Here is a 25402-nt window from a genome sequence, read left to right as displayed (position 1 = left end):
ACCATGACGCAGACCAACCAGCCGACCGCCCTCGCGGCCGAGCAACAGTCACATCTACGCAAGACGCTGCGGCGCTTCGACATCGTCTTCCTGCTCATCGCCGCCGTCGTCGGCCTCGAGACCCTCGGGCAGGTCTCGCTCTACGGCGCCGAGGCGTTCACGTGGGCCCTCGTGCTCGCGGTCTTCTTCCTCGTGCCGTACGGCCTGATCTTCGCCGAGACCGGCGCCGCGTTCAGCGAGGAGGGTGGGGCATACACCTGGGTCCGGGACGCCTTCGGGCGCCCGGCCGCCGCGGTGGCCGCGATCCTGACCTGGATCACCCAGCCGGTGTGGGTCGGTGGCTCGATGGCCTTCCTTGCCGCCGAGACGGTGAGCGTCTACATCACCCCGCTCGAGCACGGCTCGCTCGGCGACTACCTGTTCAAGATCGTCTTCATCTGGATCACCGTGGTCGCCGCGATCGCCAGCCTCGCCAAGGGCAAGTGGCTGCCGACCAGCGGCGCGATCCTCAAGGTCGGCCTGCTCGCCTTCTTCGTGCTGACCACGATCATCTACGCCGCGAAGAACGGCGTCGTCGACCTCAGCGGCGGCGACTTCAGCCCGACCCTGCTCGGCCTGTTCGGGTCGGTCCCGATCCTGCTCTTCGCCTACCTCGGCTTCGAGTCCTCCAACAGCGCCGCCGGCGAGATGGAGAACCCGGCCCGCGACGTGCCGGTCTCGATCTTCCGCTCCTGCGCGACCGCCGCGGTCTGCTACCTGGTGCCGATCTTCGCGATCCTGCTCGTCGTCCCCAGCGACGACATCACCGGCATCGGCGGCCTCCTCGACGCCGTCGGCACCGTCTACTCCGTCTACCGCGCCGCGGCCGAGCCGCTGCTCACGCTCACCGCCGTCGTCTTCGTCTACATCCTGATGAGCCAGGGCGCGGCGTGGATGATCATCTCCGACCGCATGCAGGCGATGACCGCTGCCGACGGCGCCTTCTTCGGCGGGTTCTTCGGCCGCTTCCACGAGGGCCTCGGTACGCCGGTGCGGGTCAACATGCTCTCCGGCGTCGTGGCCACGGTGTTCCTGCTCGTCGCGATGCAGGTGACCGGTTCGGGCGCGTCGATCTTCGGCGTCGTACTCACCATCTCGATCTCCACCTTCCTGCTCAGCTACCTGCTGGTCATCCCGGCCGCGATCCGGCTGCGCACCCGCTACCCCGACCGCCCGCGCCCGTTCCGCGTGCCGGTCTCCGACCGCGGCTTCGCGGTGCTCGGCTGGGTTGCCTTCGCCTGGGTGCTGCTCGGCTCGTGGGTCGCGGTGTTCCCGGGCACCCTCGAGCGGCTGTTCGGGGAGGCGTACCCGTTCAAGGAGATCTGGGGCGTGAGCCAAGTGACCTTCGAGGTCTTCACGCTCGGCACCCTCGGCTGCCTGCTTCTCCTGTGCGGCATCGGGTACGTCCGCGGTGCCAGCGTCCGCGCCGAGGTCGGCGCCCCCGCCCCGTCCGTTCCCACCGAGGAGCCCACCCGATGACCGAGCAGACCGCTGGGCAGAAGCCCGTGGCCGCCCCGTACGACATCCTGTTCGAGCCCGTGCAGATCGGGCCGTTCACCACGAAGAACCGCTTCTACCAGGTGCCCCACTGCAACGGCATGGGCTACCGCGACCCCAGCGCCCAGGCGGCGATGCGCAAGATCAAGGCCGAGGGCGGCTGGTCGGTGGTGTGCACCGAGCAGGTGGAGATCCACGCGACCTCCGACATCGCGCCCTTCATCGAGCTGCGGATCTGGGACGACCAGGACCTGCCCGCGCTCACCCGGATCGCCGACGCGATCCACGAGGGCGGCGGCCTGGCCGGCATCGAGCTCGCGCACAACGGGATGAACGCGCCGAACCAGCTCAGCCGGGAGACCCCGCTCGGGCCCGCGCACCTCCCGGTCGCTCCCGACACCATCGCGCCGGTCCAGGCCCGGGCCATGTCGCTGCAGGACATCGAGGACCTGCGGCGCTGGCACCGCAATGCCGTACGCCGCTCCCTCGAGGCCGGCTACGACGTCGTCTACGTCTACGGCGCCCACGGCTACGGCACCCCGCACCACTTCCTCTCGCGGCGCTACAACAACCGCACCGACGCGTACGGCGGCTCGCTGGAGAACCGGATGCGACTGCTGCGCGAGCTCCTCGAGGACACCATCGACGAGGTCGCCGGCCGGGCCGCGGTGGCCTGCCGGATCACGGTCGAGGAGGAGATCGACGGCGGGATCACCCGCGAGGACATCGAGGGCGTGCTGCGCGAGCTCGGCGAGCTGCCGGATCTGTGGGACTTCGCGATGGGCAGCTGGGAGGGCGACTCGGTCACCTCTCGGTTCGCGCCCGAGGGCCGCCAGGAGGAGTTCGTCGCCGGGCTGAAGAAGCTCACCTCCAAGCCCGTCGTCGGCGTCGGCCGGTTCACGTCGCCGGACGCGATGGTGCGCCAGGTCAAGGCCGGCATCCTCGACCTGATCGGCGCCGCGCGCCCGTCGATCGCGGACCCGTTCCTGCCGAACAAGATCCGCGACGGCCGGCTCAACCTGATCCGCGAGTGCATCGGCTGCAACATCTGCGTCTCCGGCGACCTCACCATGTCGCCGATCCGCTGCACCCAGAACCCGAGCATGGGGGAGGAGTGGCGCCGCGGCTGGCACCCCGAGCGGATCCGGGCCAAGGAGAGCGACTCCCGCATCCTCGTCGTCGGCGCCGGTCCCTCCGGCCTGGAGGCGGCCCGGGCGCTCGGCGTACGCGGCTACGACGTCGTGCTGGCCGAGGCCGGCCGCGACCTCGGCGGCCGGGTGACGTCCGAGTCGAAGCTGCCCGGACTCTCGGCCTGGGGCCGGGTCAAGGAGTACCGCGAGGCGGTCCTCGCCGACCTCCCCAACGTCGAGATCTACCGCGAGAGCCCGATGACCGCCGAGGACATCGTCGAGTTCGGCTTCGAGCACGTCATCACAGCGACCGGCGCCACCTGGCGTACCGATGGCGTCGCCCGCTTCCACACCACCCCGATGCCGATCGCCGAGGGCGCCCAGGTTCTCGGGCCCGACGACCTCTTCGCCGGCCGGCTGCCCGAGGGCAAGAAGGTGGTCGTCTACGACGACGACCACTACTACCTGGGCGGCGTCCTCGCCGAGCTGCTCGTGCAGAAGGGCTACGACGTCTCGATCGTCACCACCGGCGCGCAGGTGTCGTCGTGGACCAACAACACCTTCGAGATCAACCGGATCCAGCGACGGCTCATCGAGAACGGCATCACCCGGGTGACCGACCACGCGGTCACGTCGGTCGGGACCGGCGGTGTCCGGGTCAAGGACGTCTACGCCGGCATCGAGCGTGACCTCGACTGCGACGCCGTCATCATGGTGACCGCCCGCCTCCCGCGCGAGGAGCTCTACCTCGACCTGCTCGCTCGTCGCGACGCCGGCGAGATCGCCTCCGTACGCGGCATCGGCGACTCCTGGGGCCCCGGCACCATCGCCGCCGCCGTCTGGTCCGGCCGCCGCGCGGCCGAGGAGTTCGACGCCGTCCTGCCCTCCAACGACGAGGTGCCGTTCCGGCGCGAGGTGACCCAGCTGGCCTGAGGCGCAAACTCCGCCGGCTGGCGCCCGGTGTGGAGGGACTTCCCCTCCACACCGGGCTTTCTCGCGTGGTCCACCGAAAGAGGTACGACGGGGAGTTCTGCACCGGTTACGCGCTGGTAACCCCTGTTGAACTCCCCGTCGTATGTTGGGGTCGGGCCTGCCGAAAGGCCCGGACCCCATCAGGGATCCGGGCCTTCGACCGATGCGGCTGTGCGCCGTGGATCAGCCGCGCGCCTGACGGTCGTACGCCGCGTAGCTCCGCTGGGTCGCGATGTGGCCGGCGACGTGCTTGGCGTCGTGCCATACGCCCCAGATGAAGGACGAGCCGCGGCGGGAGAGCCAGGGGAGGCCGACGAAGTAGACGCCGGGCTCGGTGGAGACGCCGCGGCGGTGGGCCGGGCGGCCGTTCTCGTCGAGCGCGTCGACCTGGAGCCAGCCGTAGTCGGTCGCGAAGCCGGTCGCCCAGATCACCGTGGTGATGCCGGCCTCGGCCAGGTCGAGGGAGAGCAGCGGAGTGGTGGCGGCGGCAGGGCTGGGGCCGAGGTCGCGGGCCGAGGGCTCCTCGGGCAGGTCGATGCCGTTGCGGGTGACGTACTCGTCGGCGGCGTCGAGGAGGGCGAGGTAGTTGGCGTCGCCCTGGGCGATGTTCTCGGCCAGGTCCTCGCGGAAGGTGAGGGTGCCGGCGTCGTAGGTGTCGGTCATGCCGACGAGCTGGATCCCGCTCGCCTCGAGGGCGCGGAAGTCGACGGTGTGGCCGCCGCGGGCGCCGCTGACGGCGATTGTGACGTGCTCCGCGCCGGCGGCCGGGGTCTCGAGGTCCCAGAGACCGAGGACGCCGAGCCACCAGCAGAAGTCGCGGCCGCGGTAGCTGCGCGGGGGACGGTCGTGGGGGCCGACCGAGAGGTGGACCTGGCGGCCGGAGCGCTGCAGCTCGTCGGCGATCTGGACGCCGGAGGAGCCGGCGCCGACGACGAGGACGTTGCCCTCGGGAAGCTGCTCGGGGTTGCGGTAGTCGCTCGAGTGCATCTGCACGGCGACCGCGCCGTCGGGGACGATCGGCGGGTAGACCGGCCGCTGGAACGGGCCGGTCGCCGCGACGACGAATCGGGCGTCGATGACGCCGTCGGAGGTCTCGACCCGGAAGCCCGGACGGCCCTGGTTGCGGGTCACCGAGGTGACCTCGACACCGGTCCTGATCGGGGCGGCGATCTTCTCGGCGTACGCCTCGAAGTAGGCGGCGACCTGGTCCTTGGTGGCGAACGCGTCAGCGTCGACGTCCTGGAACTCCAGGCCCGGGAACCGGTCGTGCCAAGCGGGGCCGTTGGCGACGAGCGAGTCCCAGCGCATCGTGCGCCAGCGCTCCGCGATCCGGTCACGCTCCAGCACGAGATGGGGGACGCCGTTGTCGCTCAGGTGCTCGCTCACCGCCACACCGGCCTGACCGGCGCCGACGACGAGGACCTCGATCTGTTCGTTGGACATACTCAGATCCTGAGCCGCCGCGTTGCTCGTGTCCAACAGATGTTGTTGGCCTTACCCATCGGATCGACTGATGCAATCACGGCCGACGCCACTGCATCTGTTTCATTGACGATAGTCCTTGGAAACATCTGTTGGACACATGCTCTCGGGCGAGGTGGACTGGTCGTCGTGGAGACCAACAAACCCAGCAGCATCGTCGTCGGCGGGCACACCCGGATCCGCCCGTTCAACACCAGCGTCACCTACCCCGAGCAGAACCTCGACAACGACCTGTGCCAGGCCGTCGTCGCGGGCAACACGGTCTACGTACGCGGTCAGATCGGGCAGGACCTCGACACCAGCGAGTCGGTCGGCATCGGCGACGTCGAGGCGCAGACCGAGCAGGCGATGGCCAACATCAAGATGCTGCTCGAGGAGTCCGGTGCCGAGATGGAGCACCTGGTCAAGCTCACGATCTACATCGTCGACCCGCGCTACCGCGAGACGGTCTACCGGACGATCGGCCGCTGGACGAAGGGCGTGCACCCGATCTCCACCGGCCTGGTGATCTCCGCACTGGCCCGCCCGGAGTGGCTGGTCGAGGTCGACGCGATCGCGGTCATCCCCGGGGTGGCGAAGTGACCTTCTCCGTCCTCGCGACCGACGGCAAGGGCGCCGTCGGCATCGCCGTGACCTCCTCCAGCCCGGCAGTCGCCGCGCGCTGCATCCACCTGCGCCCCGGCGTCGGCGGCGCCTCCTCGCAGAACATCACCGACCCGCGGCTGGGCACCGAGCTGCTCGACGCGCTCACCTCGGGGCTCGACGCCCGGGCCGCCCTCGCATCGGTCACCCAGGGCCGCGAGCACATCGACCACCGCCAGCTGACCGTGCTCGGCCTCGACGGCGCCGGTGCGGCGTACAGCGGGTCCGGGTCGCTCGGCATCCACCACCACGCCGTCGCGCCGCAGGTCGTCGCCGCCGGCAACCTGCTGGCCGGCACCGAGGTCGTCGACGCCGTCGTCGCCGGCTTCGAGGCTGCGACCGGGGACCTCGAGGAGCGGCTCCTGGCCGCCCTGGAGGCCGGGCTGGCCGCGGGCGGCGAGGCCGGACCGCTGCACTCGGCCGGCCTGTCCGTCGTACGCGACGTCGCCTGGCGGGTCACCGACCTCCGCGTCGACTGGAGCGACCACCCGGTCGAGGACCTCCGCGACCTGCTGAAGGTCTGGATGCCGCAGCGCGACGACTACGTGACCCGCGGCCTCGACCCCACCGCCGCCCCGTCCTACGGCGTGCCCGGGGACGAGTGAGTCGATGACCACCTCGAAGCAGTACGCCGCGACCACCGTCAGCAGCGACGCCGAGCGGCTCGTCCGACTCTCCGAGCAGCTGCACGCCAACCCCGAGACCGGCTGGGAGGAGCACAGCTCCTCGCGCTGGGTCGCCGAGTCCCTCGAGGAGGCCGGGTTCACCGTCACCCCGGCCTACCTCGGGCTGGAGACAGCCTTCCTGGCGACCTTCGGCAGCGGCCCGTTCCGCCTCGGCCTGTGCGCCGAGTACGACGCACTCCCCGGCCTCGGCCACGCCTGCGGCCACAACCTGATCTCCGCGATCACCGTCGGCGCCGCCCGTGCCCTCGCCCCGCTGGCCGACGCCGCAGGGCTCACGATCGAGGTCTACGGCACCCCCGCCGAGGAGGGCGGCGGCGGCAAGATCGAGCTGCTCGAGCGCGGCGCCTTCGCCGGCTTGGACCTGGCCATGATGGCCCACCCCGCTCCCGTCGACGTCGCCGAGGCCGAACCGTTCGCGGTGTCGCACTCGCACGTCGAGTACCGCGGCAAGGCAGCCCATGCGGCGGCCTATCCCGAGCAGGGCGTCAACGCCGCCGACGCCTTCACCATCGCCCAGGTCGCGATCGGCCTGCTCCGTCAGCAGCTGCCGCCGACCGTGCGCGTGCACGGCGTGATGACCAACGGGGGAGAGGCGCCCAACGCCATCCCCGCGCGGACCGAGGGCCGCTGGTACGTCCGTGCCGAGAGCCTCGCCCAGCTCGCCGAGACCGAGGAGAAGGTCTGGCGCTGCTTCGAGGCCGGCGCGCTCGCCACCGGCGCGAACCTCACGGTCGAACCCGAGAGCAAGCCGTACGCCGAGTTCCGCACCTTCGCGCCCGCTCTGGCGGCGTACCGGCGCAATGCCGAGGAGATCGGACGCGTCTTCGACCCGGGGACTCCCGCTCGCCGGATGAACCGAGCCTCCACCGACATGGGCAACGTCTCCCAGGTCGTGAACGCGATCCACCCCTACGTCGGCATCAACTCCGGGACCGCCCTCAACCACCAGCCCGAGTTCGCCGCGCACTGCGTCGGCGGGGACGCCGAGAAGGCGCTCCTCGACGCCGCGACTGCGCTGGCCTGGACCGCGCTCGACGTCGCCGAGGAGGCGGCCGCGCGATGACCACCGTCGACGCCCCACTGACCCGCACCGAGCACGACTCCCTCGGCCCGTTCGAGGTCCCGGCGACCGCCTACTGGGGCGTGCACACCGCCCGCGCGCTGCGGAACTTCCCGATCAGCGGCACGACCGTCGAGAGCCACCGCTCGCTGGTCGCGGCCCTCGGCGCGGTCAAGCTCGCCGCCGCACGGGCCAACCACGAGCTCGGGCTGCTCGACGACCGTCGCCACGACGCCATCGCCGCCGCCGCGCAGGAGGTCCGCGACGGGGCCCTCGACGACCAGTTCGTCGTCGACGTGATCCAGGGCGGCGCCGGCACCTCGACCAACATGAACGCCAACGAGGTCGTCGCCAACCGCGCGCTCGAGATCCTCGGGCTGCCGTTCGGCAGCTACGACGAGATCCACCCGCTCGACCACGTGAACCGCTGTCAGTCGACCAACGACGTCTACCCGACCGCCGTCCGGCTCGCCCTGGTCGGGGCGATCGACCGCTTGGCCGAGAGCACCGAGGCCCTCGCCGACTCGTTCGCCCGCAAGGCGGCCGAGTTCAGCGCGGTCCCCAAGATCGGACGTACGCAGCTCCAGGACGCCGTCCCGATGACGGTCGGCCAGGAGCTCGGCGCCTTCGCCATCACGCTCCGCGAGGAACTCGCCCGGCTGGCCGACTCGCGGGTGCTGCTGTGCGAGATCAACCTCGGCGCCACCGCGATCGGCACCGGGATCACCGCGCATCCCGACTATCGGCGGCTCGCCGTCGGGCACCTTGCCGAGATCACCGGACTGCCGGTGGTGGGCGCTGGAGACCTCGTCGAGGCGACCAGCGACACCGGCGCGTTCGTGCAGGTCTCCAGCGTGCTGAAACGGATCGTCGTCAAGGCGTCCAAGATCTGCAACGACCTCCGGCTGCTCAGCTCTGGCCCGCAGGCCGGGCTCGGCGAGCTCCAGCTCCCCGCCCGCCAGGCCGGGTCGAGCATCATGCCCGGCAAGGTCAACCCGGTCATCCCGGAGATGGTCAACCAGGTCGCCTTCTGGGTGATCGGCAACGACCTCACCGTCACCATGGCTGCCGAAGGCGGCCAGCTCCAGCTCAACGCGTTCGAGCCGGTGATGGCGCACGGGCTGCTCCAGGGCTTCACCTGGACCGCAGCCGCCTTCGACTCGCTGCGGGAGCTGTGCGTCGATGGGATCACCGTCGACGCCGCCAAGCTCGCCGCCGCTGCCGCCGGCAACGCCGGCCTTGCGACCGCCCTGACCCCGCTGCTCGGCTACGCGCGGTCCGCCGAGATCGCCAAGGCCGCGCTGAGCGGTGCGGGCGACGTACGGGATCTGGCGCTTGCCGCCGGTGGTCTCGACCCGGTCGTGCTCGACGCGCTGCTGCGTCCCGAGACGCTCGCGAACCTCGATGCGACCGGCGTCGACAGCGTGAACGGGGCCAAACGGGAGTGACTTCGGGCAGGATGGCTCGCATGGCCGAGCCGTCCTTCACCCTGACCCAGCTGCGCTACTTCGCCGCGGCTGCGGAGCTGGGCAGCATGACCGCCGCGTCGCGGCAGCTCGTGGTCTCGCAGTCGGCGGTCTCGACGGCTGTCGCCCAGCTGGAGAAGGAGCTGGGCGTCCAGCTGCTGCTGCGCCACCACGCGCGCGGCCTGACCCTGACGGCTGCCGGCGAGGAGTTCTTCCGCGAGCTGCGCAGCTACCTCGTCCACACCAGCGAGCTGGTCGAGGTCGCACGCTCCGCCGGCCAGGCGCTCGTCGGCGACCTCGCCGTCGGCTGCTTCACCACCCTCGGACCGTTCGAGCTGCCGCGGCTGCTGGCCGCCTGCGAGCAGGACCACCCCGGCATCCACGTCTCCGTCGTCGAGGACGAGCACGCCGCGCTCAAGCACGCGCTGCGCTCGGGCAGCTGCGAGCTGGCGCTCATGTACGGCTACGACCTCGACGACGACATCGACCACGTCCGGGTCGGCCTCGCCGCGCCGTACGTCCTCATCGGCAAGGGCCACCGGCTGGCTCGCCGCAAGAAGGTCGCGCTCGCCGAGCTCGAGGAGGAGCCGATGGTGCTCCTGGACCTGCCGCACAGCGGGCAGTACTTCGAGCGGCTCGTCGAGTCGGCCGGCTTCCGCCCGCAGATCCGCCACCGCAGCGCCGGCTTCGAGACCGTCCGGGCGATGGTCGCGAACGGCCAGGGATGGTCGGTCCTCAACCAGCGCCCGGCGAGTGACACGACGTACGACGGTGCGCAGATCGTGACCCTCGAGATCACCGACCCGGTCGAGCCCCTCGAGGTCGTGCTGGCCTCGATGAAGGGCGTACGCCTCACCGCCCGCGCCCAGGCGTTCGTCCGCTCCTCGGGCCGGGCAGCGCGACGGCGGGAAGGCCGCTGACGCGACCTCCCCGCCGTGGGAGTGCTCGGTGCCTCAGGCGTGCGAGGCGAGCGCCATCTCGCTCGGCGCGAGCTTCCGGCCGCGCGCCAGCAGGTAGTAGATCGGCGCGGTCGCGACCAGGCCGATGATCCAGCTCAGGTCGGCGCCGTTGAGCCTGTCCGCGACCGGCCCGGTGTAGAGCGGCGTCGCCATGAACGGGATCTGGACGACGATGCCGATCACGTAGGCGAGGATCGCCTGGCCGTTGAAGCGGCCGTAGATGCCGCCGTCGGCCGCGAAGATCGAGTCGAGGTCGTAGTTGCCGCGGTGGATCAGGTAGAAGTCGATCAGGTTGATCGCGGTCCACGGGACCAGCACGACGAGCAGCGCGAGCACGATGTCGACGAAGTGCGAGATGAAGTTGCCGGAGACGCCGATGGCGAAGTACGTCGAGGCGGCCATCACCACCAGCGAGAGCACCACGCGGCTGCGGGCGGTCGGGATCCAGCTGGCGACGAACGTCTGCACGCAGGTGATGACCGAGAGCACGGTGCCGTAGAGGTTGAGCGCGTTGTGGCTGATCACCGAGAGCAGGAACAGGACGAGCAGCGGGGTCCCGAACGCGCCGGTGGTGTCGCGCACCCCGGTCATGACCTCGACGCCCGGCTTCATCGCCAGCGCCACGATCGCGCCGAAGACGAACGGCAGGATCGAGCCGAGGGTGCAGCCGAGGTAGGTGGCGGTGAAGGTCGCCTTCACCCCGACGCTCGCCGGCAGGTAGCGGGAGTAGTCCGAGACGTACGGCGCGAACGCGATCTGCCACAGGGCACCCAGCGATACCGTCGCGAGGAAGCCGGCGGTGCTGTAGCCGCCCTGCGTCCAGAAGCCCGCGGGCACGCCGGAGACGAAGATCGCGACGGTGCCGAGCACGATCCCGATGCCCAGGACCCAGGTCGCGACCTTGTTGAGCGAGTGGATCACCTTGTAGCCGATCACGGCGATCAGGCCGGAGCCGAGCGCCCCGAGGACGATGCCCGCCTCCACCGGGATCGGGTCGGCGATGCCGTGCAGCGACTGGCCGGCGAGGACGATGTTGGAGGCGAAGAAGGCCAGGTACATGACCGCCGCGATCACCACGACGATCAGTGCCCCGTAGGAGCCGAACTGGCCGCGGCTCTGGATCATCTGCGGGATGCCCATCTGCGGGCCCTGCGCCGAGTGCAGCGCCATGAAGACACCGCCGACGAGGTGGCCGACCACGATGGCGACGACGCACCAGAACAGGTCGAGGCCGAAGACGGTGACGCCGGCGGCACCGGTGACGACGGGCAGGGGAGCGATGTTGGTCCCGAACCACAGGGTGAAGAGGTCGCGCACCTTGCCATGGCGGTCCTCGGGTGGGACGTAGCCGATGGTGTGCTTCTCGACGACTGGCTGGTCTGTCATGGTTCATTCTCCAAAAGGTGTGAGGCGCCCCACCATGGTCGTGACTCGCCTGTTCCTCTGGCAAACGAATCCTTTTGGCGTAATGCATCGGCAGAACCGATGACTGGCTCTGGTTGCGTGCGTCGCGGCGGCTAGATTTGCGCAGGTGAGGATCACGGTCGTACGCGGGGACATCACCGAGCAGCAGGTCGACGCGGTCGTGAATGCCGCCAACTCCTCGCTGCTGGGCGGGGGAGGGGTGGACGGGGCGATCCATCGGCGAGGTGGTCCGGCGATCCTCGAGGAGTGCCGGCGGCTGCGGGCCGGACATCTCGGCGGCGGTCTGCCGGTCGGGCAGGCGGTCGCGACGACTGCCGGCGACCTCTCGGCGCGGTGGGTGATCCACACGGTCGGGCCGGTCTATACCGACGGCCAGGACAACCCTTCGACAGGCTCAGGACATCGCATCGCCCTGCTGGCGTCGTGTTTCCGTGAGTCGCTCCGGGTGGCCGACGAGCTCGGGGCGCGCACGGTCGCGTTCCCGGCGATCTCGACCGGCGTCTACCGCTATCCGCTCGACGAGGCCGCGTACGTCTCGCTGTGGACCCTCGCCCGGACCCCGACCTCTGTCGACGAGGTGCGTGTCGTGCTCTTCGACCAGAAGGCGTACGACACCTTCGACCGCGCCCGCGAGGCCCTCGATCCCTCCGATGCCCAGGTCGAATCTGAGCTGCGGAGCATGCCGGAGACGATGTGGCGCGAGGCCTTCCGGGCCGCCGACGCGCTGACTGCTGAGGACCGCGACTTCGCCTGGGGTGGCGGGCAGAAGACCGAGAGCGGCGCGATCCAGATGCCGTATCCCGCCTACAGCGACCGGGTCCGCCAGCTCTACCGCTCGCTCCCGGGCGCCTCTGTCGACTGGATGAAGTGGATGTGGGGGAATCCGCTTCTCTCCGACCCCTCGCTGCTCGCCGCCGCGCCGGTCGCTGACGCTGCTCGGCTCGCCACGGTCTATGTTCGTGGTGAGCGGTTCAACGACGGTGTCTTCGGGCGTGCACTTCAGGACGGGTCCATCGATGCGATCGTCGCTCGGTTGCGTACGTGGTTCGAGAGCGAGCGCTGAGCAGTGATGACCCATGTCTCGGGACCGAAAGGAAGCATTGTGAGCACTCGCACTGTCGTCATGGCGCTCGCGATCGCGCTGATGGCGTCGTCGTGCGCGGCCAACCGGGGCGACCAGCTGGCCGATGAGCTGAGCGATCGGCTCGAGGGTGTCGACGGCATCGAGCGGGTGGAGGTCGGTGGCAACAACGTGCTGCCGTTCGCGGGTGACGCCAGCGGAACCATCGTCTTGGAGGACGGGATCAGCACGGCGCGGGCCGCTGAGATCGCCGCGATCCTCGAGCCGTACGTGTCCGGGGAGAGTCCCGACTACGAGCTCATGCTCGGGATCGACCGCGTCGATCTCCAGGTGAGCCCATCCGAGGAGAGCAACGCGAGCGGGTTGCGGTTGCTCGACGAGGTGCGGCAGCGCACCGATCTGGGCAGCGCGACCATCGCCTACGGCGCTGGGTCACAGGCATGTGTCGTCGCGGCGAAAGCGAGTGCGGATGCGGTGACGGCCTATCACGGCTTGGTTTCGCTCCGGGCCGCGACGCCGGGCTGTGAGCGCGCCGGTGTGCTGGTGACCCACGGAGAGGATCAGAGCGTCACCGATGCGGCTGACTACTGGGAGCACGTCGAAACGTTGCCTGAAGCGGTTTCGATGACGGAGCCGATCGCCGGCCTCCGCGAGATCCGGGATCGGCTCGAGGTCGTGAGCTATGCGATCAGGCCGGGCTCGCTGGTGCTGGAGATGAGTCGCGGCGAGGACGTGGTTGCGGCCGACGAGCTCGCGCGCAGGACGCCCGGTCAACGCGTCAGCGTCAGCGGCGGCAAGATCAGTGCCTGGAGCCAGGACGTCCCCGCTGCTCAGCTCGTCCTCGATCTCGCTGCGCTCTCGTCGGTGGGGTCGGTCAGCAGCGATACTCGCGGTCTCCAGATCGGTGGCGTCGACCTGGACGATGTCGTCGCCATCCATCAGCAGATTGCACGGGAGCCCGACGCCGCCGGTCTCAGCCGGATCTCGATCTCCGGCACCGTCGCCGGGGATGAGAGATACCAGATTTCCGGACCCCCGGACGTGGTCGCTGAGCGAGTTGCTGCGGCACCGCGGCTTGCTGCCTACGCGCCGTTCACGGTCACCGATGACGACTTCTCGGTGACCGTGGCTATCGATGAGGTGCCCGACATGGTTCGGGTGGTCAAGCCGCTCGCTGGTTTCGGGACGCTGGTTACTGTCAGCGACGACGACGGGCGGGAGGTCACCTTCCGGAGCGCCGGAGACGAGATCGAGGTGTCCGAATCCGAACGGCGCGAGGAGGTCCGGCCTTTGCTCGACGCGATCTGGAGGGCGTGGCGGGGGTGATCTTGGGGGCGCTTGCTTCGGACTGTTCTTCGGGGTTGGGGTGGGCCGCCGACCCGTTCTTGGAGGGTCTTCTCGATCTGGACCGGCGTCAAGGACGCCCTTCGGGCGCCGGCTTCGCCGGCCGCCTTCGGCGGTCCTGGACTCCGGACCAGATCGAGAAAAGAATTGGCTGGCTATCGGGGCGGCGGCCCGGGTGTGGCGCGGCGGATTCTTGCTTGGGACAGGTGAGGTTGATGGGGCGTGAGGGTGGCCCTTCGGGCCACTTACCATCCACAGATGCTAGGTCGTTCGCTCACCGCGAAAACAGTGGTTGACCTGGTAAAATAGATGGTCAGGGAAGGGCTGGAGGCGTAGAATCAGACCCATCACAGCACACCTCTGAAGGAGAGGATGGCGATGAGTCTCGGCCGCCCGATCGACCACTGGGGCACCAACCCCGGCGACGCGATCGACGCTGCCTTGAAGGCCATCGAGGCCGCCCTCCAAGAACTGCTGGCCACCGATCCCGCCTACTGGCGCACCGAGCAGAAGAAAGACCTGCTGGAGCGGTTGGAGAAGCTCCAGGCCCAACAAGCTGCGTTGAAGCTTCGGGTGCTCGCGTCTGCCGGCGATATTGCTGAGGAGAGCGGCGCCAAGGACGCGTCCGCGTGGATGCGCGCTGAGCTACTGGTCGACAAGGCGGCCGCGCGGTCGCAGATCAAACTCGCAGCTGGTGTCGCGAAGTATGACCTCGTTGCGGCCGGCCTTGCTGAGGGTGTCGTGTCCCAGGACAAGGCGAGGGTGATCACGAAGGCGTTGGACAAGATCGACGCCGACCCCGTCGCGAGCGTCGAGGACCTGGTCCTGGCGGAGAAGTTGCTGGTCGACTACGCCACCCGCCTGACGGCGAACGAGCTCTACATCGTGGGCAAGCGGATCCTGGCCGAGATCGACCCGGTCCGGTTCGAGGACGCCGAAGCCCAAGCCCTCCTGGCTGAAGAGGAACGGGCCCAGCAGAAGACGGCGTTGCGAGTCTGGGACAACCACGACGGCACCATCGGGTTCGAGGGTGTCCTCCCGACCTCGATCGGGATGAGGTTCAAGCGGCTGGTCGAGGCCTACGCCCAACCCCGCAAACAGCAGCTGGTCGTCAAGGGCGCGCCTTTGCCGCCGTGGGAGCGGTTGATGGGCCAGGGCTTCGCCCGGCTCCTGGAGACCGTGGACCCGGCCGCGCTGCCCCGTCACGGTGGCGACGCGACCACCATCAACGTGGTGATCTCCCTCGAGGAGCTCCGCAAGGACCTCGGGATCGCGACTCTGGGGTATGACGAGACCAACGGGGCCACGATCTCGGCGGCCGAGGCCCGGCGGATGGCGTGCAACGCCACCATCATTCCCTGGGTGTTGGGCGGCGACGGTGAGGTCCTCGATGCCGGTCGTGGCAGCAGGTTCTTCCAGCCGATCCAACGTAAGGCGATGCGGTTGCAGCAGAAGTGCTGCCAAGCCGAGGGCTGCGACATGCCACCGGAATGGTGCGACGCCCACCACCTAGAACCATGGGCAACCGGCGGAAAGACCAACCTCAAAGACGGCGCCCTGCTCTGCCCCCACCATCACCGCTTGGCGCACAACCCGGCGTACGTCCATGAGCGCCTGCCGGATGGCACGATTCGGTTCGCCCGACGTCCCTGACTGCGCCGTCGGATACCCGCCGGAAGTCGCGGGTGAGGCGCCCTAGTTTCGAGGCATGGGTACGCATGTCGACATCGATCCGGCCATCCTCTACTTCGGTACACCGGTGGTATTGCTCTCCACTCTCAACGAGGACGGCACCACGAACCTGATGCCGATGTCGTCGGTGTTCTGGCTGGGACGTACGGCAGTCCTCGGGATCGGCGCGTCGTCGCAGACCGCGCGCAATCTGAGGGATCGGCCCGAGATCGTGCTCAATCTTCCTGGCGTCGACCTGGTCACCCAGGTCGACCGGCTCGCGCTGACGACGGGCAATGCGGCGATGTCGGCGGCGAAGGCCGAGCGCGGGTATGTGCATGTCTCCGACAAGTACGCCCATGCCGGGCTGACGGCGTACGGATCCGACACGGTGCTGCCGACGTCGGTGGCGGAGTGCCCGGTGCACATCGAGGGGACGGTGGCGGCGCTCCACGAGCTCGGTGAGCCGAAGCTGCTCGCCGTCGAGGTCTCGGTGACCGCGGTGCGGGTCGCACCGGAGCTGCGCCTCGACGGCCACGCCCACCGGATCGATCCTGATCGCTGGCGGCCGCTGGTGATGAGCTTTCAGCAGTTCTACGGGCTGGGGGAGCGGGTCCACCCGTCGCGGCTGGCGAGCATCGACGAGGAGCTCTATCGGTGAGCGGCACCGGAACGACACGTCCGGGCGTCGGATTGTGGTCCGCGTCGACATAGACCTGTGGCGGGCGTCACATCTACGGTCGGTCTGCCTGCCGGGAGGCGGCGGGCTGGTCTCGCTCAGGAGGATCGGTCATGGGTCTCGGGTTTCGGATCTCGTCCAGGCTTCGGCAGCAACGAATCGGCGCCGCGCTCGCGGGCCTCGGCCTGGTGCTGGCCGGGGGAGCGGCTGTCGCGGTCGCACCCGCCGAGACGTCCACGGCCGCCGCCGGTACGTGGTCGGCGAGGACGGCGGGCGGGATGACGACCCAGCTGTACGTCCCCAGCACCGCTCCTACGCTCGGCACCGGGCGTGCGCTCATGGTCAACCTGCACGGCTGCGTCCAGACCTCGGCCGCCCTGCGCGACGGCGGCAACTGGGCCGCGACGGCGGATGCGCGCGGGATGGTCGTGGCGATCCCCGCGGCACCGAACGGCGGCGTACTCCTCGGCTGCTGGGACTACTACGACAGCAACCACTCCCGGACCTCGCCGGGGCGGCACGACGACAACCTCCTCCAGCTGGTCAACGACCTGATCGCCGATCCGGCCCTGGACATCGACCCCGACCAGGTCTATCTGTCCGGGCTGTCCTCGGGTGGTGGCGAGACGATGGTGATGGGCTGTCTCGCGCCCGACGTGTTCGCCGGGATCGGGATCAACGCCGGCCCTTCGGTCGGGACGACCTCGGGGCAGATCGGCTCGGTGGCGGTGACCCAGTCGCAGGTCACCAACACCTGCCGTACGTTCGCCGGCTCCGCCTCGTCGGGGTTCGGCAGCCAGCTCACCTCGGTGATCTACGGCTCCAACGACACCACCGTCGCGCCCGGCTACAACACGCTGAACGCGCAGGTCATGGCCGGGATCTACGGCGCCGGGTCGCAGTCGTCCTTCTCCCTGTCTGGCCTCGACGGCAACAACACCGCCGGCTCCGGCACGCTGTGGTCGGACGGCACCGGCCCGCGCGTGTCCCTGATCCAGAACACCGGGATGGGACACAACTGGCCGGCCGGCGGCGGCCCCGGTGGCTCGTACGTCACGACGAACTCGATCGACTACCCGGCGTACGTCACGGACTTCTTCTTCGACAACAACCGCCGCGTCGAGCGGGGCGCCGAGCCGACGGACCCGCCGACGGAGGAGCCCACCGACCCGCCGACCGAGCCGGGCCTCTACTGCGGCGCTGCGACCAACGCCCAGCACGAGGCTGCCGGCCGCGCCCACTCCTACGGCACCAACCCGTACAACCCGTTCTACGCGAACGTCTCGGAGGACTACCTCGGGCAGGGCGACGCCACCGTGACGACCCTGCAGGAGTCGGCGGGCGGCCGCTTCGACGTGGTCACCGCCTGCTGATCGGGTCACGATTCGCGGAGCCTGAGGCGGCCGAAGATGCGGTTGAGCCAGGGCGGCAGGTACCAGTTGGCGCTGCCGCCCAGCCGCATGGCTGCCGGGACGAGGACACCGCGGATGATCGTGGCGTCGACGAGGATGGCCACGGCCGTACCGATGCCGATCATCTTCAGATACATGACCTCGCCGGAGGCGTAGACGGCGAAGGAGACCGCGAGGGTGACGGCGGCCGCCGTGATCAGTGGGGCGGAGCGTTGCAGGCCGAGGAGCACGGCTTGCCGATTGTCGCCGGTTCGGTCGTACTCCTCGCGGATGCGGGAGACCATGAACACCTCGTAGTCCATCGACAGCCCGTAGACGACGCAGAACATGAGTATCGGGAAGGCGGGGTCGAGAGTGCCGATGGGGGTGAAGCCGAGGAGGTCGGCGAACAGCCCGTTCTGGAAGACGACGGTGAGCACCGCGAACATCACGGCGATGCTCACCATGTTCAGGAGGACTGCCTTCAGAGGGATCAGCAGACTGCCGCTGAACAGGAACAGCAGCACGAAGGTGACCATCAGGATCAGGACGCCGGCCAGCGGGAGCCGCTCCATCAGTGCGTCGCGGAAGTCGACCAGCTCCGCCGGGTCACCCCCGACCACCTGTTCGGTGAAGGGGCTGTCCAGGGAACGCACCTGGTGGACGAGCTCGGTCGGGACACCGGCGTCGAGCGCAGCGCGTGACGGGACCGCCTCGAGACGCTGCCCGTCGGCCTGGTCGAGGCGGTCGGGCGCCGTGGCGATGCGGGTGCCGTCGGCGAAGACCCCGGCAGGGGAGTTGACCTGCACGATCCCGTCCACGGTGGAGAGTTCGGTCGCGTACTCGACGATGTCCTGGGGAGCCACGGCGGGGCCGGTGTTGACGACCTGAAGGGCATCGTTGGGCTCGGCCGAGAAGCCTGCACGCAACTCGTCGTAGGTGTCGCGCACCGAATGTCCTGGCGGTAGTACGCGGTCGTCGGGGACTCCGATCTGAACCCCCGCCGCGGGCGCGGCAAGTGCGATCAGGCTGATCAGCGCGATCCCGCCCCAGGCGAGCGGACGGTCCATCACCCGTCGCCCCAGCCGGTACCAGCGCCCGGCCTCGACCGGCCTTGGGGCAGGGGGAGTGCTGCCGCGCCGGGCCATTCGCGCGCCGATGAGCGCGAGCGCGGCCGGGAGGACGACGATGGCGCCGATGCCCGTGGTGAGGACGGTGAGGACGCCGGCCCATGCGAAGGAGCGCAGGAAGTCGTACGGCAGGACGAACAGCATCGACATCGCTGCCGCGACCGTCAGGCCGCTGAAGATCACCGTACGTCCGGCGGTGTCCAGGGTCTCGGCCAGAGCCTCCGGAACCGACCGCCCTGCGCCGAGGGCTTCGCGGAATCGGGAGATCACGAACAGGCTGTAGTCGACGCCCAAGCCGATGCCCATCACCAGGGTGATGTTCGCGGCGAACGAGGCTATCTCGGTCACACCGGTCAGGGCGCGGAGTCCGGCCAGCGCGCCGACCACGGCGAAGACACCGACGCCGAGGGTCAGCAGCGCGAAGCTGAGCCGGCGGTAGATGATCAGCAGCAGTACGAACATCAGCGGAAGGATGATCAGCTCGGCGCGCACGAAGTCGAGCGCCGCCTGCTCGCTGATCTGAGTCGAGGCCGCCTCTCCGCCGGCCACGCGTACCTCGATCGCCTCACCATGGACCGTGTAGGCGGGGATCAGGCCCGCGATCACCTCACGCGCACTCGTGGCGTCGCCGGCGACGTGGGCGAGAACAACCGCGGAGCCGGCGTCGTCGCTGCGCATGGAAGGGTCTCGTCCGTTCGACCAGTAGGACCAGACCTCCGCCACCCGCGACTCATCGGCGAGGTCGGCGGAGACTGCCATGGCCTCCCGCTCGACCGAGGGATCATCGACGGATCCGCCGGTCGCCTCGACGAGCAGGATGACGTTCGCGGTGCCGGTGCCGAAGCGCTCGGTGAGCTCGTCCTGTGCTGCCACCGACTCGGTGCCCGGCACCTCCCAGCGAGACAGTACGAACGATGACATCGCCCCGGAGGCGACGAACCCGAGAACGAGCAACGCGCTGATCGCGATGCCGAGGATCCATCCGGGACGACGGGCGACAAGGCGGCCCAGCTTCGCCAGCCAGGTCGAGCGGAATGCCGGCGCGGTGGGGGTGGTGGGGGCGGAGGTGGGAATCAATTCGCGGATCGGCTCGACCATTGTCGCGCTCTCCCTGCTAGTTTTACGAGTAGATGCTCGCGATAAATATACGAGTATCTACTCGCATATTTCAAGGAAGGGCGACGATGACCGATCCTGCGGTTCCGATCCGGACACGCCGCAAGCGGCAGGCGCGTGGGGAAGAGCGCATGCGCGAGATCGTGCGTGCGGCCGCGGTGGTCTTCGCCGAACGTGGACCGGATGGGGCGACGACCAATGCGATAGCCGCCGAGGCCGGGATCTCGCCGGGCTCGCTCTATCAGTTCTTCAGCAGCAAGGCCGACATCGCCCGCGCCCTCAGCGAGCACTACGCCGCCGAGCTCTCCGGCGTGCGCCAGACGATCATGGACGTCGGTCAGGGGACGTCGATCGAGGCGTCGATCGACGCCGTGGTCGGTCCGCTGGTTGCGTTCAGCCTCGCTCACCCCGGGTTCAAGGCCCTCTTCGCGCGATCTGATCTGCCGGCCGACATGCGCGATGCCGTCGCCCCGGTCCAGCAGGCCATGCACCAGACGGTCGCGACGCTGATCGCACGGTTCATGACCGAGCGCGAGCCGGCAGACGTCGATCGCATCGCCACCGTCGCGATCCAGATCGTCCGCGGGATGATGCCGCTGATCACCGAGGCTCCCGATCCGGCAACCCGTGAGGCACTCACGGCCGAGCTCCGCACTGCGTTGGCCGGCTATCTCACTCGCGCCTGAACCCCGCGTTGCGCTGACTCCGAGGCGAACTGTCCGGCGTGGCTGACGTAGGCTTCGTCTCCCGATCAGAACGAGGTGCAGCATGACAGCGAGCAGGTCCGCTCGTGAGCGGAAGGCAGCCTCGCAGGCCGGGCCCCTGGCCACGGTGAGGATCGACCTCGACGCTCAGGAGCAGTTCGTCTACAAGATCACCTGCACGGAGTGCGTCGTCAGGGACAGGATCAAGTGGGCGACCTACCGTGCCGGTGAGGACAACGGCTTCATGGCGGCGATGGACCGATGGATCTTCCACCTGACGCAGAAGCATCCCGAGGCGGACGCGCCGTGCCTGAAGTTCCTGCCCGAGGCACAGCAGCGGCTCGAGGAGCGCCGGCAGGGGCGACCCGTCGACTGACGGCGCGTCAGCCTCGCACGGCGGCGGCCTTGATCTCCTCGAACTGCTCGCCCATCCGGGCGGCGAGGGCCTCGGCGGCACGCAGCGGGCGGACCATCACCTTGAAGTCGACGATCCGGCCCTCGTCGTCGTAGGTGAGGAAGTCGCAGCCGTTGAGGTCGAGGCCGTCGACCTTGGCGGTGAACTCGTAGGCGTGGTGGACGCCGTCGTGGATCTCGCGGACGTAGGTGAAGTCCTCGAACACTTTCACCACGGCGCGCAGGATCGCGGCGGTGATCGCCCGGCCGGGGTACGGCTTGAACGCGACCGGGCTGGTGAACACGACGTCGTCGGCGAGCATCGCCTCCACGGCGTCCATGTCCTTGGCCTCGATCGCCTCACGGAAGGTGGTCATCTGGGCTCCTCCTGGGTCGGTTGCTGGAGAGAGCCTAGAGGGACGGGTGGTGCGGCGTGCTCGGCGCGAGCCTCCGACCGCTGTTGAGGGCGTAGCCGATGCCGATCCCGACCGCCGCGGGAGCGAGGACGAGCCCGGCGAGGAACGGAGTCAGGTTCCACAGGTCGCTCCACAGCACGCCGAAGTCGCGACCCTCCTCGAACCAGATCCGGAACGGGCCGCTGAGCCCGACCACGCCGGCGATCAGCGCCCAGCGTACGAAGACGGGCGGGAGGGCCTTCGCGTGGTGGCCGTCCCACAGCCCCCAGATTCCTGAGACGGCGAGCAGCAGTGCGAAGTAGATCAGGCCGGCGCCGATGTTCGCGTCCTCGGTCGGGAAGAGGTTGGTCATCACGATCGAGAACAGGAGGCTGCCGCCGAGGATCACGGCGAGGCGTACGAGGAGCTTCATGTCTCCAGCCTCGCTGATCGGGCTGCGGGGCGCATGAGTGCGAGTACTCAGACTTGCGGGAACGACTCGACGCTTGACACGGATCAGCTACGCCTCGATCGTGTTCGACAACGATTTCGAAGGAGAGAGGAGATCACTACGGCGGAGAAGAGCAGCGACTGGCAGCCCAGCCCGGACCCCGGGTTCGTGCCGGGAGGCGCGGTCCGTCCGACGTCGACGCCGCTCGCCGCCGCCAGAGGCGCGGGCAACGTTGCCGCCCTCACCTTCGACGACGGCCCGAACCCGGGCGAAACGGATCGCTTGCTGGAGATCCTGGCGGCTCACGAGGTCACCGCGGTGTTCTGTGTCATCGGCCAGAACATCACCGCCCCCGGCGGCGCCGAGATCCTTGGGCGCATCGTCGCCGCGGGCCACACGCTGTGCAACCACTCCACGTCCTACGCCGACATGGGCAACTGGTCGCACGCCCAGGTCGAGCGGGATCTCAAGGCCAACCTCGCGACGATCCGAGAGGTGCTGGGGAACCCGGCTCAGAAGGTGCCCTACTTCCGGGCTCCCAACGGCAGCTGGGGCAACACCGGAGAGGTCGCCGCATCCCTCGGCATGCAGCCGCTCGGGCTGGGCAACGTGATCTTCGACTGGGACGGCAACGACCTGTCCGAGGAGACGCTGGCGAGCAACCTCCGCGCGGCGATCCAGCCCGGCGCGGTAGCGCTGGCCCACGACGGTGGTGGCAACCGCGAGAACACCGTCGACGCGATCGAGACGGTGCTCCCGGAGAAGCTTGCCGAGGGATACACCTTCACCCTGCCGCAGGGTGGCATCCCGGGCGCGGACTGGACGCCCAGGCCGTAGGCGGCTCGGCCTCGGCCGGGGCCGGCGACGTCGGCTAGATTGCGCGTCGTGAGTGGATCGACGAACAGCCGGAGTGCCCTGGTGGTCGGTGCGGGGATCGGCGGGCTCACGACGGCGCTCGCGCTGTCCCGGGTGGGGTGGCAGGTGACCGTGCTGGAGCGCGCGCCGGAGCTGGGCGAGGTCGGCGCCGGCCTCTCGATCTGGCCGCGGGCGTGGAAGATCCTCGCCGATCTCGGGGTCGCGGATCGCCTCGTGGACGGGACCCGGCCGGCGATACAAGCGGGGTTGCGGCGGCCCGACGGTCGCTGGCTGGCGAAGGTGGGTCCCGACGCCGCCGAGCGGACCCCGGTGATGGTGCATCGGGCCCGGCTGCACGAGGCTCTGGTGAGCGAGCTGGAGACGCGCGACGGGATCGAGGTACGCACCGGGGTGACCGTCACCGGTCTGGCCGATCTCGATGACATCGACGACGTCGACGGTCGCGGCCCGGCCGACGTGGTGGTCGCCGCCGACGGGATCCGCAGCACGATCAGGAACGAGCTGCACCAGCGTGAGGACGTACGTTATGCCGGCTACACCGCCTACCGCGGCGTCACCGCCGAGCCGGTGCCGGGTGAGGCCTCGACGACGGGCGGGGAGACCTGGGGGACCGGGGTGCGCGTCGGCTACGCGCCGCTGGTGGATGGCCGGACCTACTGGTTCGTCACCGCCAACCGACCGGAGGGCGAGGCCGGCGGGGACCATCACGCCGACGTCACCGCGCTCGTCGGCGACTGGCACGACCCGATCCCGCAGCTGCTGGCAGCGACCCCGCCGAGCGCCGTCCTCCGCGGCGACATCTGTGATCTGCGGCTGCCGCTGAAGCGGTTCGACCACGGGCGGGTCGTGCTCCTCGGTGACGCCGCGCATGCGACCACCCCCAACCTCGGCCAGGGTGCCTGCGCCGCGATCGAGGACGCCGCCGTCCTGGCCGCGCAGCTCGCCGGGCATGCCCGCGTCGAGAGTGCGCTGGTGGCGTACGACCGCACCCGGCGGCCGGCGACCCAGCGGCTGGTGCGGGCCTCCCGGCTGGTCGGGGTGCTCGGCCAGGTCGACAACGGCCCGGTGGTGGCGGTCCGTGACGCCGGGCTCGCGGGGCTCGGCGCGATCGCGGGGCTGCTGAGCAGGTAGGTCCGCGTCACAGCCGGGCGGGCGCCGGTGTCTGGATGGCCATGACGGCTACCTATCTCACCCTGACGCTTATCGCCTCGATCGCCGCGCTCGGCGGGGCGGTGCTCAACCTGACCGGTCACCGGATACCGGTGACCGAGGCCCAACGGCTCTCGGTGCCGATGGAATGGCTGAGGTTCCCGATCGGGGCGTCGTACGGCCTGGGCTTCCTGGGACTGCTGGTCGGGCTGGCGGTCCCGGCGGTCGGGACCGTCGCCGCCGCCGGGTTCGTGGTCTTCTTCGTGCTCGCGATCGGGGCGCACCTGCGGGTGGGGGACCGGAGCCTGGGCCGCGCGGTCGGTGGGCTCGCGCTCTCGCTGGCCACGCTCGTCGTCACCGGGATGTACGCGGCGGGACAGGACGATCTCGGCGGGGCGGTCGAGGCGTACGTCAACGATCTTCCGGACTCGTGGTGGCCGGTCGTGCTGCTCGCGGTGATCCAGATCGGCGACGCGGCGATGTGCTTCAAGCCGGCCAGCTTCATCGCCCAGTGCTTCACCGATGTCGGGCTGCCGCGGGCGCTGTGGCCGGTGATGCCGTGGGTCAAGGTCGCCGCCACCGCGGGCCTGGTCGCCGGGCTGTGGGTGCCGTACGTCGGCGCGCTGACCAGCGCGGCGCTGGTGGCCTACTTCGTGCTCGCCGTCTCGGCCCATATCCGGGCCCGCGACTTCGGCCGCAACTTCGTCCTCAACGCAACGGGGTCGCTGGTCCTGTGCGTGGCCGTCTTCGTCTTCTGCTTCCTCGGCTGAGGCGGTCTACGCGGTGCCGAACAGGGGCAGGCACGGCTCCACGCCGCTGACCGCGATCTCGCTGCGGTCGTTGAGCTCCCACCGTTCCCGGCCGAGCCGGAGGCGGTGGGAGACGAGCACCTCGCCGTCGCGTACGTCGCGGGAGATGCCGTCGGGCTCGTAGCCGAGCTTGGTCGACACCCCGACCGAGGCGGCGTTGTCGGGGAAGGCCTCGGAGGTGGCGTAGGCACCGCCGAGGTGGTCGAAGACCAGGGTGAGGGCGCCGAGGCGGGCCTCGGTGCCGAAGCCGCGGCGGTGGTGTCGCAGGCCGAGCCAGGACGCGGTGCTGACCTCGCGTCGGGTGGCGAACTCGCTCGCCGAGACCCACACGACCCCGATCGGGTCGCCGTCCAGGAAGGCGGCCAGCCCCAGGCTCCAGTCGTCGGGCTTCCACTCGCCCCGGCTGGACCAGGCGCCGCGCATCACATGGCGGGCTCGCTCCAGCGGGGGCCGCTCGGCCCACGGGGTCAGGAACGGCCGCTGGGTCGGCTCGTGCACGCCGTCTGCGGCGACCTGCGCCAGCCGCGCGAGCTCGACGTCGGTCGGCAGCCGCAGCTCCAGGCGCGGGGTCCGGATCACCAGGCCGAACAGCGGCCACACCTCGGTCGGAGTCATCCGGCCATCATTCGAGAGCGCGTACGCAGCAAGCAACCGGATATCACCCCTCGGAGTGACTCCTCACGTGGTCGAGCAGGTCGGCTGCCGCCGAGGTGTAGCGGTCGACCTCCTCGCCGCTGTCGCAGGTGCACAGCACGATGGTCACCTCGCCGGCGCGCGGCCAGATCGCCTCCCAGGTCGCGCCGGCCTGCTCCCAGCGGAGCAGTCGCTCGAGGTCGTACGTCATCGTCGGCGATC

The 25402-nt window shown here is 69.8% G+C and carries 24 protein-coding genes and 1 pseudogene; 18 read left to right on the top strand and 7 right to left on the bottom strand.

Annotated features, from left to right (window positions below):
* Positions 1-3: 3 nt before the first annotated feature.
* Together OH802_RS22560 and OH802_RS22555 are read left to right on the top strand one after the other, a co-directional pair.
* Positions 4-1518 carry an APC family permease gene (locus OH802_RS22560; RefSeq protein WP_406022291.1) on the top strand — a complete coding sequence of 505 codons (1515 nt, stop codon included), beginning with the start codon at positions 4-6 and terminating at the stop codon, positions 1516-1518.
* Positions 1515-3599, top strand: coding sequence for an FAD-dependent oxidoreductase (locus tag OH802_RS22555; RefSeq protein WP_406022289.1), 2085 nt, complete (start codon positions 1515-1517; stop codon positions 3597-3599). The genes OH802_RS22560 and OH802_RS22555 overlap by 4 nt, the downstream gene beginning before the upstream one ends.
* 222 nt (positions 3600-3821) lie before the next feature.
* Here the strand turns inward: OH802_RS22555 and OH802_RS22550 are convergent, their stop codons facing one another.
* Positions 3822-5081: a flavin-containing monooxygenase gene (locus OH802_RS22550; RefSeq protein ID WP_406022287.1), complete on the bottom strand. Its 1260-nt coding sequence runs from the start codon at positions 5079-5081 to the stop codon at positions 3822-3824.
* Positions 5082-5249: 168 nt separating this feature from the next.
* On the opposite strand from OH802_RS22550, the gene OH802_RS22545 reads away from it, so the two are divergent.
* The 5 genes from OH802_RS22545 to OH802_RS22525 are packed head-to-tail and all read left to right on the top strand — an operon-like array spanning position 5250 to position 9894.
* Positions 5250-5702, top strand: a complete 453-nt coding sequence (locus OH802_RS22545; protein ID WP_406022285.1) for a RidA family protein — start codon at positions 5250-5252, stop codon at positions 5700-5702.
* Positions 5699-6367: a DUF1028 domain-containing protein gene (locus OH802_RS22540; RefSeq protein ID WP_406022283.1), complete on the top strand. Its 669-nt coding sequence runs from the start codon at positions 5699-5701 to the stop codon at positions 6365-6367. Before OH802_RS22545 ends, OH802_RS22540 begins: the two co-directional genes overlap by 4 nt.
* Positions 6368-6371: 4 nt before the next feature.
* Entirely contained in the window at positions 6372-7511 is a 1140-nt protein-coding gene (locus OH802_RS22535; RefSeq protein ID WP_406022281.1) for a M20 family metallopeptidase, read from the top strand.
* A complete protein-coding gene (locus OH802_RS22530; protein WP_406022279.1) occupies positions 7508-8956 on the top strand; it encodes an aspartate ammonia-lyase in 1449 nt (482 codons plus the stop codon). Before OH802_RS22535 ends, OH802_RS22530 begins: the two co-directional genes overlap by 4 nt.
* Before the next feature lie 20 nt (positions 8957-8976).
* Entirely contained in the window at positions 8977-9894 is a 918-nt protein-coding gene (locus OH802_RS22525; RefSeq protein ID WP_406022277.1) for a LysR family transcriptional regulator, read from the top strand.
* 33 nt (positions 9895-9927) lie between these two features.
* Here OH802_RS22525 and OH802_RS22520 read toward each other — a convergent pair whose 3' ends face one another.
* Positions 9928-11319 carry a purine-cytosine permease family protein gene (locus OH802_RS22520; RefSeq protein ID WP_406022275.1) on the bottom strand — a complete coding sequence of 464 codons (1392 nt, stop codon included), beginning with the start codon at positions 11317-11319 and terminating at the stop codon, positions 9928-9930.
* A 145-nt stretch (positions 11320-11464) separates the two neighbouring features.
* On the opposite strand from OH802_RS22520, the pseudogene OH802_RS22515 reads away from it, so the two are divergent.
* The 6 genes and pseudogenes from OH802_RS22515 to OH802_RS22490 all read left to right on the top strand — a co-directional run.
* Positions 11465-11965, top strand: a pseudogene (locus OH802_RS22515) (O-acetyl-ADP-ribose deacetylase); the annotation flags it as partial.
* Positions 11966-12037: 72 nt separating this feature from the next.
* Complete coding sequence (locus OH802_RS22510; protein ID WP_406029381.1) at positions 12038-12421, top strand: DUF6508 domain-containing protein; 384 nt, start codon at positions 12038-12040, stop codon at positions 12419-12421.
* 39 nt (positions 12422-12460) lie between these two features.
* Positions 12461-13765: a hypothetical protein gene (locus OH802_RS22505; RefSeq protein WP_406022273.1), complete on the top strand. Its 1305-nt coding sequence runs from the start codon at positions 12461-12463 to the stop codon at positions 13763-13765.
* A gap of 396 nt (positions 13766-14161) precedes the next feature.
* A complete protein-coding gene (locus OH802_RS22500) occupies positions 14162-15436 on the top strand; it encodes a DUF222 domain-containing protein (protein ID WP_406022271.1) in 1275 nt (424 codons plus the stop codon).
* A 55-nt stretch (positions 15437-15491) separates the two neighbouring features.
* Positions 15492-16115 carry a flavin reductase family protein gene (locus OH802_RS22495; protein WP_406022269.1) on the top strand — a complete coding sequence of 208 codons (624 nt, stop codon included), beginning with the start codon at positions 15492-15494 and terminating at the stop codon, positions 16113-16115.
* Between the two features lie 131 nt (positions 16116-16246).
* Positions 16247-17506: an alpha/beta hydrolase family esterase gene (locus OH802_RS22490; protein ID WP_406022266.1), complete on the top strand. Its 1260-nt coding sequence runs from the start codon at positions 16247-16249 to the stop codon at positions 17504-17506.
* 5 nt (positions 17507-17511) lie between these two features.
* Here OH802_RS22490 and OH802_RS22485 read toward each other — a convergent pair whose 3' ends face one another.
* Complete coding sequence (locus OH802_RS22485; protein ID WP_406022265.1) at positions 17512-19752, bottom strand: MMPL family transporter; 2241 nt, start codon at positions 19750-19752, stop codon at positions 17512-17514.
* Between the two features lie 86 nt (positions 19753-19838).
* On the opposite strand from OH802_RS22485, the gene OH802_RS22480 reads away from it, so the two are divergent.
* Positions 19839-20456: a TetR/AcrR family transcriptional regulator gene (locus tag OH802_RS22480; protein WP_406022263.1), complete on the top strand. Its 618-nt coding sequence runs from the start codon at positions 19839-19841 to the stop codon at positions 20454-20456.
* A gap of 82 nt (positions 20457-20538) precedes the next feature.
* Positions 20539-20850, top strand: a complete 312-nt coding sequence (locus OH802_RS22475; RefSeq protein ID WP_357352657.1) for a hypothetical protein — start codon at positions 20539-20541, stop codon at positions 20848-20850.
* 7 nt (positions 20851-20857) lie between these two features.
* On the opposite strand, the gene OH802_RS22470 is transcribed toward OH802_RS22475, so the two are convergent.
* Together OH802_RS22470 and OH802_RS22465 are read right to left on the bottom strand one after the other, a co-directional pair.
* Positions 20858-21244, bottom strand: a complete 387-nt coding sequence (locus OH802_RS22470) for a nuclear transport factor 2 family protein (protein ID WP_406022260.1) — start codon at positions 21242-21244, stop codon at positions 20858-20860.
* 34 nt (positions 21245-21278) lie between these two features.
* Positions 21279-21695 (bottom strand): hypothetical protein, encoded by a 417-nt coding sequence (locus tag OH802_RS22465; RefSeq protein WP_406022258.1) that lies wholly within the window; start codon positions 21693-21695, stop codon positions 21279-21281.
* Positions 21696-21881: 186 nt separating this feature from the next.
* On the opposite strand from OH802_RS22465, the gene OH802_RS22460 reads away from it, so the two are divergent.
* Genes OH802_RS22460 through OH802_RS22450 form a run of 3 tightly spaced genes read left to right on the top strand, consistent with a single transcriptional unit; the run spans position 21882 to position 24508 of the window.
* Complete coding sequence (locus tag OH802_RS22460; protein ID WP_406022256.1) at positions 21882-22550, top strand: polysaccharide deacetylase family protein; 669 nt, start codon at positions 21882-21884, stop codon at positions 22548-22550.
* A 48-nt stretch (positions 22551-22598) separates the two neighbouring features.
* Positions 22599-23720, top strand: coding sequence for an FAD-dependent oxidoreductase (locus OH802_RS22455; protein WP_406022255.1), 1122 nt, complete (start codon positions 22599-22601; stop codon positions 23718-23720).
* 35 nt (positions 23721-23755) lie between these two features.
* Positions 23756-24508 (top strand): DoxX family protein, encoded by a 753-nt coding sequence (locus OH802_RS22450; RefSeq protein WP_406022253.1) that lies wholly within the window; start codon positions 23756-23758, stop codon positions 24506-24508.
* A 6-nt stretch (positions 24509-24514) separates the two neighbouring features.
* Here the strand turns inward: OH802_RS22450 and OH802_RS22445 are convergent, their stop codons facing one another.
* The gene (locus OH802_RS22445) at positions 24515-25162 is read right to left on the bottom strand and encodes a GNAT family N-acetyltransferase (protein WP_406022251.1); all 648 of its coding nucleotides are present in this window, start codon (positions 25160-25162) and stop codon (positions 24515-24517) included.
* Positions 25163-25205: 43 nt separating this feature from the next.
* Positions 25206-25391: a hypothetical protein gene (locus OH802_RS22440; protein WP_406022250.1), complete on the bottom strand. Its 186-nt coding sequence runs from the start codon at positions 25389-25391 to the stop codon at positions 25206-25208.
* Between the last annotated feature and the right edge of the window lie 11 nt (positions 25392-25402).

This window comes from Nocardioides sp. NBC_00850, from assembly GCF_045207335.1.
GTDB lineage: Bacteria > Actinomycetota > Actinomycetes > Propionibacteriales > Nocardioidaceae > Nocardioides.
This window is presented reverse-complemented; position numbering and strand designations above follow the sequence as displayed.

Bases quoted from the DNA above. Each gene is read 5' to 3' on its own strand.
- OH802_RS22555 (WP_406022289.1), top strand. From the start codon at position 1,515: ATGACCGAGCAGACCGCTGGGCAGAAGCCCGTGGCCGCCCCGTACGAC.
- OH802_RS22465 (WP_406022258.1), bottom strand. From the start codon at position 21,695: ATGAAGCTCCTCGTACGCCTCGCCGTGATCCTCGGCGGCAGCCTCCTG.
- OH802_RS22500 (WP_406022271.1), top strand. From the start codon at position 14,162: ATGAGTCTCGGCCGCCCGATCGACCACTGGGGCACCAACCCCGGCGAC.
- OH802_RS22485 (WP_406022265.1), bottom strand. From the start codon at position 19,752: ATGGTCGAGCCGATCCGCGAATTGATTCCCACCTCCGCCCCCACCACC.
- OH802_RS22445 (WP_406022251.1), bottom strand. From the start codon at position 25,162: ATGACTCCGACCGAGGTGTGGCCGCTGTTCGGCCTGGTGATCCGGACC.
- OH802_RS22495 (WP_406022269.1), top strand. From the start codon at position 15,492: ATGGGTACGCATGTCGACATCGATCCGGCCATCCTCTACTTCGGTACA.
- OH802_RS22475 (WP_357352657.1), top strand. From the start codon at position 20,539: ATGACAGCGAGCAGGTCCGCTCGTGAGCGGAAGGCAGCCTCGCAGGCC.
- OH802_RS22450 (WP_406022253.1), top strand. From the start codon at position 23,756: ATGGCCATGACGGCTACCTATCTCACCCTGACGCTTATCGCCTCGATC.
- OH802_RS22535 (WP_406022281.1), top strand. From the start codon at position 6,372: ATGACCACCTCGAAGCAGTACGCCGCGACCACCGTCAGCAGCGACGCC.
- OH802_RS22490 (WP_406022266.1), top strand. From the start codon at position 16,247: ATGGGTCTCGGGTTTCGGATCTCGTCCAGGCTTCGGCAGCAACGAATC.
- OH802_RS22530 (WP_406022279.1), top strand. From the start codon at position 7,508: ATGACCACCGTCGACGCCCCACTGACCCGCACCGAGCACGACTCCCTC.
- OH802_RS22470 (WP_406022260.1), bottom strand. From the start codon at position 21,244: ATGACCACCTTCCGTGAGGCGATCGAGGCCAAGGACATGGACGCCGTG.
- OH802_RS22480 (WP_406022263.1), top strand. From the start codon at position 19,839: ATGACCGATCCTGCGGTTCCGATCCGGACACGCCGCAAGCGGCAGGCG.
- OH802_RS22550 (WP_406022287.1), bottom strand. From the start codon at position 5,081: ATGTCCAACGAACAGATCGAGGTCCTCGTCGTCGGCGCCGGTCAGGCC.
- OH802_RS22520 (WP_406022275.1), bottom strand. From the start codon at position 11,319: ATGACAGACCAGCCAGTCGTCGAGAAGCACACCATCGGCTACGTCCCA.
- OH802_RS22440 (WP_406022250.1), bottom strand. From the start codon at position 25,391: ATGACGTACGACCTCGAGCGACTGCTCCGCTGGGAGCAGGCCGGCGCG.
- OH802_RS22525 (WP_406022277.1), top strand. From the start codon at position 8,977: ATGGCCGAGCCGTCCTTCACCCTGACCCAGCTGCGCTACTTCGCCGCG.
- OH802_RS22560 (WP_406022291.1), top strand. From the start codon at position 4: ATGACGCAGACCAACCAGCCGACCGCCCTCGCGGCCGAGCAACAGTCA.
- OH802_RS22510 (WP_406029381.1), top strand. From the start codon at position 12,038: ATGCCGGAGACGATGTGGCGCGAGGCCTTCCGGGCCGCCGACGCGCTG.